Source organism: Nocardioides sp. P5_E3 (assembly GCF_054049275.1).
This window is the reverse complement of sequence record NZ_JBFUMR010000008.1, coordinates 89,380-103,038: the sequence shown is the minus strand read 5'-3', so window position 1 is coordinate 103,038 and position 13,659 is coordinate 89,380. Positions and strand designations below refer to the sequence as shown.

10 protein-coding genes are annotated in these 13,659 nt (G+C 72.4%); 6 read left to right on the top strand and 4 right to left on the bottom strand.

Annotated features, from left to right (window positions below; genetic code table 11):
* Positions 1–28 precede the first annotated feature (28 nt).
* From ACXJKB_RS07050 to ACXJKB_RS07035, 4 genes are all read left to right on the top strand, one after another.
* Positions 29–853 carry a hypothetical protein gene (locus ACXJKB_RS07050; protein WP_457186773.1) on the top strand — a complete coding sequence of 275 codons (825 nt, stop codon included), beginning with the start codon at positions 29–31 and terminating at the stop codon, positions 851–853.
* 34 nt (positions 854–887) lie between these two features.
* Positions 888–2,132 (top strand): phospholipase D-like domain-containing protein, encoded by a 1,245-nt coding sequence (locus ACXJKB_RS07045; RefSeq protein ID WP_457186771.1) that lies wholly within the window; start codon positions 888–890, stop codon positions 2,130–2,132.
* Positions 2,133–2,285: 153 nt separating this feature from the next.
* Positions 2,286–5,723, top strand: coding sequence for a VWA domain-containing protein (locus ACXJKB_RS07040; protein WP_457186769.1), 3,438 nt, complete (start codon positions 2,286–2,288; stop codon positions 5,721–5,723).
* Between the two features lie 7 nt (positions 5,724–5,730).
* On the top strand, positions 5,731–6,495 hold the full coding sequence (locus ACXJKB_RS07035; RefSeq protein WP_457186767.1) for a hypothetical protein: 765 nt from the start codon (positions 5,731–5,733) through the stop codon (positions 6,493–6,495).
* On the opposite strand, the gene ACXJKB_RS07030 is transcribed toward ACXJKB_RS07035, so the two are convergent.
* From ACXJKB_RS07030 to ACXJKB_RS07020, 3 genes are all read right to left on the bottom strand, one after another.
* Complete coding sequence (locus ACXJKB_RS07030; RefSeq protein WP_457186765.1) at positions 6,481–7,332, bottom strand: hypothetical protein; 852 nt, start codon at positions 7,330–7,332, stop codon at positions 6,481–6,483. The genes ACXJKB_RS07035 and ACXJKB_RS07030 overlap by 15 nt on opposite strands.
* Positions 7,329–8,999: an FAD-dependent oxidoreductase gene (locus ACXJKB_RS07025; RefSeq protein ID WP_457186763.1), complete on the bottom strand. Its 1,671-nt coding sequence runs from the start codon at positions 8,997–8,999 to the stop codon at positions 7,329–7,331. The genes ACXJKB_RS07030 and ACXJKB_RS07025 overlap by 4 nt, the downstream gene beginning before the upstream one ends.
* 103 nt (positions 9,000–9,102) lie before the next feature.
* Entirely contained in the window at positions 9,103–10,035 is a 933-nt protein-coding gene (locus ACXJKB_RS07020) for a DNA-3-methyladenine glycosylase family protein (RefSeq protein WP_457186761.1), read from the bottom strand.
* 101 nt (positions 10,036–10,136) lie between these two features.
* Between ACXJKB_RS07020 and kynA the strand changes: the two genes are divergently transcribed.
* Positions 10,137–10,991: a tryptophan 2,3-dioxygenase gene (gene kynA / locus ACXJKB_RS07015; RefSeq protein WP_457186759.1), complete on the top strand. Its 855-nt coding sequence runs from the start codon at positions 10,137–10,139 to the stop codon at positions 10,989–10,991.
* A gap of 284 nt (positions 10,992–11,275) precedes the next feature.
* Here kynA and ACXJKB_RS07010 read toward each other — a convergent pair whose 3' ends face one another.
* Positions 11,276–12,085 carry a transglycosylase family protein gene (locus tag ACXJKB_RS07010; RefSeq protein ID WP_457186757.1) on the bottom strand — a complete coding sequence of 270 codons (810 nt, stop codon included), beginning with the start codon at positions 12,083–12,085 and terminating at the stop codon, positions 11,276–11,278.
* Between the two features lie 476 nt (positions 12,086–12,561).
* Between ACXJKB_RS07010 and ACXJKB_RS07005 the strand changes: the two genes are divergently transcribed.
* Positions 12,562–13,635 carry an App1 family protein gene (locus ACXJKB_RS07005; protein WP_457186755.1) on the top strand — a complete coding sequence of 358 codons (1,074 nt, stop codon included), beginning with the start codon at positions 12,562–12,564 and terminating at the stop codon, positions 13,633–13,635.
* Positions 13,636–13,659: the final 24 nt, after the last annotated feature.

Sequence of the window (13,659 nt, the reverse complement as noted above, 5' to 3'; positions counted from 1 at the left end):
GTCGCCCCGCCGTCCTACGCTCGCTGCCATGCCTTCTCGGGACCCAAGCGGCGACACCGGACGACCGCCGGACCACGTGCTCGACCTGTTCGTGGCCGAGGGTGTCCTGGAGCCCCTCCCGGGCGGCCGCGGCACGACCTGGCGGGCCGGCGACCTCGCGCTCTCCCCGGGGCACGACGCCTCCGAGGCCTGGCTGGCGCCGATCCAGGCGCGGCTGGCGGTGCGGCTCGACGAGCAGTCGCCCCGCTCGGTGCGGCTGGTGCTGCCGGTGCCCGCCCGCGACGGCAACCTCGTCGTCGACGGCTGGGCCGCGACCCGCTTCGAGCCCGCGACGACACCGTGCCTGGACCTCGCAGCCCTGAGGGCGACCGCCCACCTCCTGCACGCCCACCTCGCCAGTGCGGTGCCCGAGCGACCCGGCGACCTCGACGCGCGCACCGACCGCTGGGCACTGGCCGAGCGTCAGGCGTACGACGCCGACGCGGCCGTCGCGGCGGCGGCGCAACGCCCCGAACCGGGCCTGGCCGGGCTCGTCGAGCGGCTCGCGGCCGGGCTGGACGACACCGACCTCGGCCCCGAGCACCTGGTCCACGCCGACCTCGCGGGCAACGTCCTGCTCGACGCCGCCGGGACCCCGTTCGTCATCGACCTCTCCCCCGCCTGGCGCTCACCGCTGTGGGCCGAGGCGGTCTGCGTGCTCGACGCGGTGCTGTGGTTGGGCGCTCCGATGGCGGCGCTGGACGACTGGCGGGCCGGGGTCGCGCGGCAGGCGATGCTGCGGGCCGCGTTGTTCCGGGTGCTGTCCGACGAGCCGTGCGACGTCGCGCGCTACGCAGCCCTCGACCTGGCCTGAGCCCCGTGCTGGGTGCCATCGCTAGATTGAGCCCGTGACCGTCGCCCGCACGCTGACCGCCGTCCGGCGCACCCTGATGGGACTCGTCGGTCTCCAGCTCACGGTCGCCGTGGCGCTCTCGCTCGTCGACTCCTACCGCCGGCGCGGCAAGCGCCCCAAGCCGTTCCCCGTGACCGGTCCGGGCACGGTGCCGGTCGGTGACGGCGAGATCACGACGTACACCTTCGGTCGCGACCTCTACGACGACATGCTCGCCGCCATCGACGGCGCCAAGAAGCAGATCCTCTTCGAGACCTACATCTGGAAGGGCGACGAGATCGGGTGGAAGTTCAAGACCGCCCTCGCCGCCGCCGCCGACCGCGGGGTGGACGTGCACTGCATCTACGACGGCTTCGCCAACATGGTCGTCTCGCCGGCGTTCAAGCGCTTCCCACCCTCGCTGAAGGTGCTGCGCTACCCCGTCTGGACGGCCGGCTTCCGCGTCTGGGACCTGCGCCGCTACGGCCGCAACCACCGCAAGATGCTGATCGTGGACGAGGAGGTCGCCTTCCTCGGCGGCTACAACATCGGCTCGGCCTACGCGACCGAGTGGCGCGACACCCACGTCCGGATCAGCGGGCCCGGCGTGTGGGACATGAAGCGCGCCTTCGCCGACTTCTGGAACCTCAACCGCCACCACCGGCTGCGGCGCGACGACCGGCCGCTGCTGATCGAGACGGCGTCCGACTGGGACCCCCAGATCCGGGTGCACAAGAACATCCCGCGGCAGTGGAACTTCCCCATCCGCAGCATGTACCTCGAGGCGATCGCCCGCTCGACCCGCAACATCTGGCTCACCACCGCCTACTTCCTGCCCGACCAGGACTTCGTCGACGCGCTCGCCGAGGCGGCGCGGCGCGGCGTCGACGTACGCATCCTGCTGCCGCTGAAGTCCAACCACATCGTGGCCGACTGGATCTCGCGCGGCTACTACGGTCAGCTGCTCACCGCCGGCGCGCGGATCCTGCGGTTCAAGGACGCGATGGTGCACGCGAAGACCGCCACCATCGACGGCAGCTGGTCGACCGTCGGCACCGCCAACATCGACCGCCTCAGCCTGCAGGGCAACTACGAGATCAACCTCGAGGTCATCGACCCCGCCTTCGCCGCGGTGATGGAGGAGGTCTTCACGAACGACGAGTCCAACTGCCTCGAGCTGACCCTGTCGGAGTGGGAGGCGCGCGACCTCAACCGGAAGTTCACCGAGAGCTTCCTCGCTCCCCTGCGCCCGCTGCTCTGAGCGCGGCCGGCGCGGCCGGGGATGCCGAGGTCTAGACAGGAGAGGCGATCTTCGGGGAGAGCCTTGTGCGCCCGACGGCGCCGAACCTAGGTTTCCCGCACCGTAGGGGGCCGACGGGGGACTCCTGCACTCGTGCAGTTCGGGAGTCCGCCCATGGCTCAGACGTTGCTTGCCTCGCGTCGCTCGTCCACCCTCTCGAGCATCGTCGCGATGCTCGTCTCCCTGGCCGTGGTGCTGTCCGGCACCGGCACGGTCACCGCGTCCGCCGCGCCGGCGGCGCCCACGGAGCCGTCGTACGTCACGGACCTCCAGCCCGGCTCCGGCGTACGGGCCAGGTTCGCCGCCCTGGAGGAGTTCTCCCGGGTCCAGGCCCGGTTCACGACCGGCGGGGTCGTGCAGAGCCTCGAGAAGGCCGACCGCCAGCTCCAGCAAGCGTTGCCGCACCAGAGCGGTGACCGCGGCCTCGACCTCGGCCTGTTCGACGCCGACTCGGCCATGATCAACCAGCTCAACGCCCTGTCCTCCTCGGCGGCGGGGTCACGCGACACCATCGGCGCCGGGATCGCCGAGGCGGACCGCATCGCGGCCGTCACCGAGCTCGACACCTTCCTCGCGCTGCCGGTGTCGGCGGTCGGGGGCGAGGGCGCGCGCAACGCCGTGGTCGCGGCGTTCGACAAGGAGTACCGCCAGGTCCTCCAGCACGTGCGCAACAAGAGCTACGCGCAGGCCAGCACCAAGGCCGGGCGCGCGTGGCAGGTCGCCTACACGGCGGTCACCGACTACTGGGCCCAGTCCGACCCGGACGGAGACCTGATCCCCCGGGACCGGGAGATCAGCGCCGGCACCGATCCCGACAAGGCCGACACCGACGGCGACGGGCTCACCGACGCCGTCGAGCTGCTCAACACCTTCACCGACCCCACCCGCTCGTCCACCTACGACGGCATCGCCGACCAGGACGTCGACGTCGACGACGACGGCCTCACCAGCGCCCAGGAGCAGCGGGCGGGAACGGACCCGATCGAGCCCGACACGGACGGCGACGGCCTGCTCGACGGCCGGGAGGTGCAGGGCAGCTACAGCGACCCCTCCGACCAGGACACCGACGACGACGACCTGCTCGACGACAGCGAGCTGCGGCTCGGGACCGACCCGCGCAAGGCGGACACCGACGGCGACGGGATCGCGGACGGCAAGGAGGTCTACACCTCGACGGTCGAGCGACCGGGCGCGGGCCTGTCGGTCCGCCTGACGGGTGTCGGCGACGTGGCCCGCACCGCGGTGACCACGGTCGAGACCTCGCGGCCGCTCTACGCCGACATGCCGGGCCGCCTGTCCGCCGCCGTCGACGTGTCCGCCACCGCGGACTTCGAGTCCGCGGCAGTGAGCTTCTCCTTCGACCCGGCGGCCGTGCCGGACGGCAACGTCGAGGGACTGGCCGTCGGGTACTACGACGACGAGGCCGGCGCCATCGTCCCGCTCCCGACCACTGTCCGGAACGGCGTGGCGACGGCGACCACCGACCACTTCACGACGTTCGTGCTCTTCTACGTCCCCAACTGGAACAGCGTCTTCGAGCTCTGGGACCCCACCGACCCCGGCACCGGTGGGCCGGGCGGCGCCGAGTTCGTGGACGTGATGCTCACGCTGGACTCCTCCGGGTCGATGTCGTGGAACGACCCCGAGGGCCTGCGCCGGGACGCCGGGAAGCGCTTCGTGGACGGCCTCATCGAGGGCGACCGGGTCGGCGTCGTCGACTTCGACTCCTGGGCGACGCTCGCCCAGCCGCTGACCCGCGACTTCGCCACCGCCAAGGCGGCGATCGACGCGATCGACGACAGCGGAGGCACGGACATCGGCGCCGGGGTCTCGGTGGCCAACCGCGAGCTGATCGACAACGGCGCCCCCGAGCACCTCAAGGCGCAGATCCTGCTCACCGACGGCGAGGGCCCCTACTCCGACAGCCTCACCCAGGAGGCGGTCGACAACGACATCGCGATCTACACGATCGGTCTGGGCGAGTTCGTCGACGACACGTTGCTGCGGCAGATCGCCGAGGCGACCGGCGGTCAGTACTTCGCGGTCGCCAACGCGGAGGACCTGCCCGAGGTCTTCGACCGCATCGGCGGCGACATCGACGAGGGCGCGGACACCGACGGCGACGGCCTGCTCGACGGCGACGAGGTGCGCGGTGTCGTCACCGGCACCGGCCTCACGGTGATGACCGACCCGTTCGACCCGGACACCGACGACGACGGGCTGTGGGACGGCGACGAGCTGACCTTCGAGCGCGACTGGGGGATGCCCTACCCGGCGTTCTTCTACCGGATGGTGAGCGACCCCCACCAGGGCGACTCCGACGGCGACGGCCTCTCCGACGCCGAGGAGGTCGACGCCGGCGGCGACGCGATGCGCAGCGACGTCGACGGCGACGGCGTCGACGACGGTGAGGAGTACGTCCGCGGCTGGGACCTCCTCGCGAGCAACGCGGACGGCGACCGCTTCGACGACTCCGAGGAGCTCGAGGGCGACACCGACCCCTTCACCTACGACCCCTCGCTCGGCGACCGGACCCGGGCGTTCGTCGCCGGCGCGCTCCTCGGCGAGATCGGCTACTGGATCGCGGACCGCGGCCTGACGCCCACCATCAAGGTGCTCGACCCGCCGGGACCCATCCCGCCGACCCTGGTGCCGGGCATCAACGCGATCGACCCGTGCGACATCCCGTTCGCCAACTGCCAGGACCTGATCTCGTTCGAGCCGTTCCTGGCCGACCAGCCGGAGTACCTCGCCGGCATGATCACGCTGGGCCTCATCCCCTTCGTGGACATCGTCGTCGCGGTCCGCGACACCATCGGCGCAGCGATGCGCGGCGAGTGGGGCTGGGCCATCTTCGAGGTCGCCGCCGGGGCCCTGGGCTTCTTCGTCCCCGTGGCGGGCGACATCCCGGGCATCGTGAAGGACGCGGGCAAGTGGGTGGCGCGCACGGCGAAGGCGGACGAGCTCATCGTGTGGCTCGCCAAGGCGTCGAAGGACAGCAAGGCCTTCGAGGTCCTCTTCATCCCGATCATGCGGGTCCTGAAGCCGGGCACCTACTCGAGCCTCAGCGAGAAGATGTCCGACGCCTCGATCCGGAGGCTGGCTCGCGGTGGCCAGAACCTCGACCACATCAAGGCGCTCATCGACGACGCCGCCGTGGAGATCGCGTCGACCGGGGGCAAGTGGTTCGACGAGACCGCCACGCGCGGCTACTGGGGCCGGGAGGCCGAGGACTTCGTGAGGGGTGCGAGCGGCGGCAAGGCCAAGCGGTTCCCCGCGCCGGTGAACGGAGGGAAGTTCCGCATCGTGGACGACTTCGTCGACGACGCCGGCACCGTCCGGGTGAACGAGGTCAAGACCGGCGACGGGCGGCTGGACTCCCGCGCGCAGACCCAGATCGACAAGGACGCCTACCTGGTCAACAACGGTGACGTGGACGACTACACCTGGAACTTCTTCCCGAGCGGTCGGTCCGACCGCGTCGGCCCCGACGCCGACCTGCTCGCCGAGCTGAAGGCGAAGGGGATCGCGGTGAAGGTGTGGCTGCCATGATGACGCCATGCTGATCGGGGACCCGGCGTCGCCGGAGCGGGCGCGGGACTTCGTCGCCCGGTGGCCGGGCCTCCTCCGCGATCGCCTGGCGTGGTTCGTGGCGGAGGTCGGTGCTGGTGCACCGGGCCCCGAGGCCCTCGACGGCCTCGTCGTCGCGGTCGTCGACCGGATCGGCGAGGAGCGCGTGATCGAGCCCGTCCCCGAGTGGTACGACGCCTCGCTGGCGTCGGCGGGGTGGTCGGCGTACGGCGCCGCCCTCGCCGAGGGCCTGACGGCCTTCGTCGCGGAGGTCTATGCCGCGCGGCTCGGCCGACCGCTCCCCTGGGTGCTGGACGAGGACCCCAAGAGCGCCTACCACCTGAAGCCGGTGGTGGCCGTCGAGGGGATCGCTCCCCCGTGGCGGCAGGTGATCGGCACCGTGCGGCAGGTGCAGTCGGGAACGGACCCCGGCCGGCTGCGCAGCGTGGTGGAGCACARCCTGGCCCAGCTGCCTGCCTCGGGGAGCGCGCGTCCCGAGCAGGAGGTGGACCTCGTCGAGGTCACGGCAGTCGACCGGGGGCGGTGGCAGGTGTCCTTCCCCGAGGACATCGACGCCCGACTCGGTCGTGCGGCGTACGCCGACCTCGAGGGCGCGCTCGCCGGCGTCGATGGCGTGACGGCTGCCGTCATGGAGGACCGGGACCGCGCCCTGCTCAGCACGGGCGAGGGCATCGACCGGGCCGACCTCGAGAGTCGGCTGACCCGGGCGGTCAGCGCGCTACGCGACGGGTAGCCGGGGACCCCGGAGCGCGAGGATCCAGGCGGACACGACCGCGATCCACGCCAGCCCGGCGACGTACGCCGCCGCCTGCCAGCCCGACCAGTCGACCACGTCTCCGTAGCGGAGCAGTGCCACCGCCTCGAGGACGACGAACGCTGCCCCGGTGAGCCCGACGGGGCGCACCGACTCCCGGTCGTCGACCAGCCGGGCGTGGGCCGAGGCCCAGCCCAGCCCGACCAGCCACGCCCCGATGGCGCGGGCGGTGAGCGGCGTCAGTGGCCACGACCACGCGTCAGCGGCCCACTCGGGCGCCAGCAGCAGCGCCACGCCGGTGGTGAGCAGCAGCGCGGCCAGGCCGACGAGGAGCCACCGCAGGCCCGCCGGGAGGCGTACGACGTCCACGACCGTCGTGCCGCCGGCGCGCGCCTGCAGCACCAGGCCGACGACCATGGCGACCGGCACCCCGGCATAGATCGCCAGCCAGCCCCAGGTGATCGCGCGGGCACTGGCGGGGTTCGCGGCGCCGAGGTGGAACTTGTCGAGGTGGACGAGCGTGACGACCAGCGTGAGGACGGTGAACACGAGCACGGTCCACACGGTGAGGCGGGCTCGGCCCCAGGTGCGCGAGCGCGCGCCGGCGACCTCCAGGACGGCACTGGACCAGTAGGCCGCGCCGAGGAACACCGCCGTCATGGGCACGTCGATGGTCCACGAGAACCACTCCGCCGTCCGGGTCGCGAAGACGGTCAGCTGGAAGCCGGCGAGGAAGACGAGCACCGCCGCGACGACGAGGAGCACCCGCATCCCGCGCGTCACCGGCGCGCCGGTCCCGGCCCGGTGCCGGCTCATGCGGTCGGGGTCGCCTGCGGGTGCGCCGCGAGGTAGCCGTGCAGCGTCGCGATGACCGTCGCGCCGTCCCCGACGGCCGTCGCGACCCGCTTGATCGACCCGGCGCGCACGTCGCCGACGGCGAAGACACCCGGCAGGGTCGTCTCGAGCGGCAGCCGCCCCTCCCCGCCGGCCACCACGAAACCGGCCGCGTCACGCTCGATCTCCGCGGGCAGCCACTGCGTGCGGGGCACCGATCCGATGAGCACGAAGAGGCCGCCGGCCGGGACCTCCTCACCGCCACCGGGACCACCGTGCTGCTCACCCAGGGTGAGCGCCGCCAGGCACCCGTCCTCCTCGCGCCCGTCCAGCACCGCCGTGCCGTAGCGGATGCCGACGTTGCGCGTGGCGTCGAGCTGCGCGATGAGGTACTCGGACATGCTGGCCGCGAGCGACGCGCCCCGCACCAGCAGCGTCACGTGGCGGGCGTAGCGGGCCAGGTGGAGGGCGGCCTGCCCGGCCGAGTTGCCGCCGCCGATGACGTAGACCTCCGTCCCGGTCATCGAGGGCGCCTCGGCGACGGCCGCCCCGTAGAACACCCCTCGTCCGACGAGGCCCTCCAGCGTGGGCACGCCGAGGCGGCGGTAGTCGACGCCGGTGGCGATGACGACGCTGCGGGTGCGGATGACGCTGCCGTCGGACATGGAGACCGTCCGCAGGTCGCCGTCGGTGCCGAGCGCCTGCACCTCGCGCAGGAAGGAGTACTCGCTGCCGAAGGACCAGGCCTGCTGGAACGACCGGAAGGCCAGGTGCGCGCCGCTGACGCCACGGGAGAAGCCGGGGTAGTTGCGGATGAGCGAGGACGTGCCGGCCTGGCCGCCCACCGCGGACTGCTCGACGACCATCGTCGACAACCCCTCGGAGGAGGCGTAGACCGCGGCCGCGAGGCCGCTGGGCCCGGCGCCGACCACCACGACGTCGTACACGCGGTCGGCCGGCAGCGGTGCCATGAGCCCGAAGGCGTCGGCGATCTCGAGGTCGGTCGGCGCGACGAGCGTCGTCGGTGGGTTGGTGAAGGCGAGCTGGAGCACCGGGAGCTCGGGGTCCTTGAGCCCGAGCCCGGCCAGCAGCCGGTTGGCGGACTCCGTGCCGACCTGGTGGAAGCCGACCGGGATGTGGTTGCGCCCGAACTGGTCGCGCAGCGCGTGGGTGCGCTCGTCGCGCTGCTCGCCGATCATCCGCACCGCCTCGAAGCCGATGCCCTGGGCGAGGTGCCAGTCGTCCAGCGTGTCGGTGATCGCGCCGTGGAACTCCTCGTCGCGCCGGCGCTCGGGTCGCAGGAGGACGAGCTCGGCGTGCCCGTGGGCGACGGCGGCGAAGACGTCGCCGGTGCTGGCGAAGTCACCCCAGATCGCGGCGACCGCCCGCTTGGCCGACGGGTGCAGGGAGTAGGCGCGGCGCAGGAAGTCGAGGCCGTCGCGGTCGTCGGGGCCGAAGCAGGCGATCACGAGCGCCACCTGCCGGCCCCACCGGCGCAGCCCCTCGAGGACCGCACGGGCGTGCTCGTAGCTCGCGCACACGACCACCTCGTAGTCGCCTCCGTACCTGCGCCGCAGCTCCGACCCCAGCACGTCCCTCGACGTCTCGTCGGTCGTGGCCAGGAGCAGGACGGGATCGACGTTGCCCATGTCGGCCCTCCCTCAAGCCTTCACATCGGCTTCGACGCTACTCCGGGCCCGCCGCGGGCGGCGACACCATTTCTGGGGGTCTGGACCGCGTCCGGGCCGCCCGTCAGCGGGTCGGGAGGTGCGTCGGGATGCTCATCCGCGGACCGCGCCGCGGGCGCGCCTGACCGCCGGCCATCGCCAGCGCGGCCGCGCGGCCGCGCTGGGGGCGGTAGGGCTCGAGCAGCTCCCCCATCTCCTCGTCGGTGATGTCGTGGCCGACGAGCGCCCAGCCGACCCAGTTGGCGAGGTGGTAGTCGCCGAAGCTGACCGCGTCGGGGTCGCCGAGGGCCCGCTGGCGCACCTCGGCGCTCGTCCACACGCCGACCCCGCGGATCGAGCACAGCCGCCGCTCGGCCTCGTCGCCCGACACCTCGGCCACCCGCTCGAGGGACGACGCCAGCCGGCAGGCGGTGACTATGGTGCGCGACTGGGCGGGCTGGACGCCGAGGCGCAGCCACTCCCACGACGGGATGGAGGCGATCGCGTCCGGGGTCGGCTGCAGCATCAGCCGCAGCGGCGCGACGGGACCCGGCGCGGGCTCGCCGTGGCGGCGTACGAGCTCGCGGAACGAGCCGAACGCCTGCTTGCCGGTGACCTTCTGCTCGAGGATCGAGGGCACCAGCGACTCCATCACCAGCCCGGTGCGCCCGATGCGCCAGTGGCGGTGGGTGCGCCACCCGGCAGCGACCTCGGGGTGGTGGTGCGGCTCGAAGGCGGACGGGTCGTCGTCGGCGCCCAGCAGTGCCGGCATCCGGTCGAGCGCCCACTCCGCTCCCGGCCCCCAGGCCCGGCCGATGACCTCGCCAGCCGACGCCCTGGGCTGCACGCACAAAGTCGCCGGCCCCTCCGGCGTGCGCATGGCGCGCCAGACCCGGCCGGACTCCTCGTGCCGCTGCGTCGGGTCACCCGCCCCCCGGCGCTGCGGGCGCAGCACCTGCGCGGGCGCGCACGGCCAGTCGGGCACCCAGGTGCGGGTGCGCTCGTCCGGGGTGGCCATGGGACGACGGTAGACGAGGACACCGACGGGGCCACCGACGCCGTTCAGTCCAGGACGTGCACGTCCTCCGCGTGGTGGCGACCGTCGACTACCTTGCAGCCATGGGCGAGACACCGAACCGACGCGACCTCGAGGACGGCATCCAGAAGGACTTCTCGCAGTCGATGTCCTACGGCGACTACCTGCGCCTCGACACGCTGCTCGCGGCCCAGCAACCGCTGTCGGACCCGCCGCAGCACGACGAGCTGCTCTTCATCATCCAGCACCAGACGAGCGAGCTCTGGCTCAAGCTGATGATCCACGAGCTGCGCTCGGCCCGCGCGCTGCTGCGCACCGACGACCTCTCCCCCGCGCTCAAGCGGCTGGCACGGGTCAAGCACATCCAGCACACGCTCACCGACCAGTGGTCGGTGCTCGCGACGCTGACGCCGTCGGAGTACGCCGAGATCCGGCCGTTCCTCGCGACCAGCTCGGGCTTCCAGTCCGCGCAGTACCGCGAGGTCGAGTTCCTCCTCGGCAACAAGAACGCCGACATGGTGAAGGTCTTCTCCCACGACGAGGCCGCCCGCACCGCGCTCGACGAGCTGCTGCACGAGCCGTCGCTCTACGACGAGTTCCTGGCCTACCTCGCCCGCCAGGGGTACGCCGTCCCGCAGCGGTTGCTCGACCGCGACTGGACGCTGCCGCACACCAGCGACGCCGAGCTCGTCGACCTCTTCGCGTCCGTGTACTCCGCGCCCGCCGAGCACTGGGGCGTCTACGAGACCTGCGAGGAGCTCGTCGACGTCGAGGACGCCTTCCAGCAGTGGCGCTTCCGCCACCTCCAGGTCGTGCAGCGGGTCATCGGCCACAAGGTCGGCACCGGCGGGTCGTCGGGCGTCGACTTCCTCCGCCGCGCGCTCAACCTGACGTTCTTCCCCGAGCTCTACGAGGTGCGCACCCGCATCGGGCAGTAGGCGCCTCGTCGGCGGACGTGGCTCGCCCGGGTGCGCGACCACAGTTTCCTCGACCTGATCAGCCTGTTGGGGAACCAGTTGCATTCAGATCTGCCGGATCGAGGTGGATTTCGTTCCCCAGCGCACAGCCCTGCTGCGGGCTTTCACTCACCCTGGGCCGACGTCTTGTGGGGAGTAGGCGCGGATGGGGAACGATCGGGCTGCCGATCAACTCGATCGACAGCCCGACGGTTCCCAAGCTGAATCGACGTCAGCTCAACTGGCGTTACTCACCTGGTGTCAGCTCAGAGCAGGCGCCCGCAGTTCGGCCACGGCGACCGGCCGCGCTGCTTGTAGAGCAGCTTCGCGCGGTAGGTCTGCTCGCCCGCCGAGGCGTTCGTGGGGATGCCGGAGCCGCCCACGCTGCGCCAGGTGCCCACGTCGAACTGGTAGAGGCCGTAGTAGCCGGCCGGGTTGACCGCACGCGGGTTGCCGCCGGACTCGCAGTTGGCGAGCGCGCCCCAGTTGAGGCCGTCGGCGCCGGTGACGGCGTAGGCCTGACGGCCGACGAGCACGCGGCGCGGGCGCGGGTCCTTGACGACCTTGCGCTTGACCACGCGGTACTTCACGGGCTCGCCGTTGTGGAAGGTCTTGACGGCGACGACCTTGCGCACGCCGGCGCGACCCTCGCGAACGACCTTGCGGCGGCCGGGCTTGAGCTTGGTCGTCGGGACCTCGACGGTGCCGGCACGCACGCGCTCGCGCTTGGACTTGCGCTCCTTGACCACGTCGGTCAGGCGCACGACGTCGCCCTGGCGCAGGCGCTTGCGGGGACCGCTGACCTCGCGGCCGTCGCGGACGACGTCGACGAGGTCGTTGCCGTCGACGGGGACGCCCTGCGTCTCGAGGAGCTCACCGGGCCACACGCGCGGCACGGTCGCCACGTCGACGGGCGGCTGGTCGGCCACCTTGAGGCGTACGGCGACGGCGTCGCGGCTCGTCTCCTGCGCGACGGCGCTGCTGGGCACCAGGGTCAGGGCGAGAGCGGCTGCGGCGGCGCCGGCGGCGGCACCTCGCAGGCGGGCGGACAGGGCGGGTGTGGTGGTGGCACGCACGTGCTTCGGACCTCACGGGTTGTGCGCCTCCGGGGGCGCTCGGACGCGACACCGTCGAGTCAGGCGTCGAGGCCGCGGCGGGCAACACCTCGCGATGGGAGGCGCCCCGTTCACGACGGGGACCCTGGCCTGCGGCTCCTCCACCAGAACACGATCGCTCGGTCATGTCGAATCCCGGGCAGGGCAGGGTCCCGGCCCGCACTCCTGCCCTGAGCGTGCCGGGACGCCAGGATCCGACCGGTCCGCGTGAGGCAACTCACGACGTCGGCCGGGTCGTGGAGCCGGTCCTCAGGCGTCGTCCGCGCGTGCATGGTCGTCCAGGGACGAGGCCCACGTCCGGGCGACGAGACGTCCCATCGGCCCCCGGTGCATCAGCGTCAGCAGCAGCTTCTGCCACGAGCTGGCCCCTGGGATTCCTGCGCGCGTGAGGCGTGGGAGCGCGGGGCGGACGCCTCCTGTCCACATACGGTGACTGCGTGAACCTCCATCGCCTGGTCGCCGCCCTGGAGCGCGCGTGGGACGGCGCCCGGCTCCTGAACCTCCATCGCCTGGTCGTCTCCGCAGAGCGTGCGTGGGACGGCGTCCGGCTGCGCCGCCGTCGCTCCGGGACGCCCGAGCACTTCCGGATCGAGCCCTACATCGGCCACGGCGGACCAGCGGGCGTCGTCGTACGCGGTCGCGTGCTGGACAACCCCCTGGCCACCGAGGCAGTGGACGGCGAGGGGATCAGGGCTGCTGCGCGCCGAACCGTGCGGCACTTCCTGACCGACGAGCTGCCAGGCGTCCCCCTCAGGATCACGGTCGGCGGTGCCAGCGTCGACACAGCCACCGACGGCGACGGCTACTTCCTGGCCAGGATCGCACCGACGGACGCCCTCGAGAGCCCGTGGACACCGGGAACGGTCGAGCTCCGTGGGGACTACCGCGGCGTGCGCGGCAAGCGCGCTGCGGCGGTCGACGTACGCGTCCCGTCCGCCGATGCCTGCTTCGGGATCGTCTCGGACGTCGACGACACGATCCTCCAGACCGGCGTCCAGCGGGTGGTACGGATGATCGTCCAGACCTTCACCGGCTCCTCGCTCACCCGCACGGCGTTCCCCGGGGCGGTCGAGCTCTACCAGGACCTCGCCGCCGGGGTGAACCCGGTCTTCTACGTCTCGTCGAGCCCGTGGAACCTGTACACGTTCCTGGTGGGCTTCCTGCGGCACCGCGGCTTCCCGCTCGGGCCCGTGCTGCTGCGCGACCTGCTCGGCACCTGGCGGGGACGGGAGCAGAAGCACGACCGCATCCGGGAGGTCCTCGACCTCCACCCGGAGCTGTCCTTCGTGCTCCTCGGCGACTCCGGTGAGCACGACCCCGCGATCTACGCCGACATCGTGCGCGAGCACCCCGGGCGGATCCTGGCGGTCTACATCCGCGAGGTGCGGCTGGACCCGGGCGACGGGCGCGTGGAGAAGGTCTCCGACGCCTGGGGCCCGGACGTGCCGTTCGTGCTGGCCGCGGACACCGATGCCGTACGCCGTCACGCACAGGGCCTCGGGCTGCTCTGACGACAGCGGTCGAGGACCCTCGGC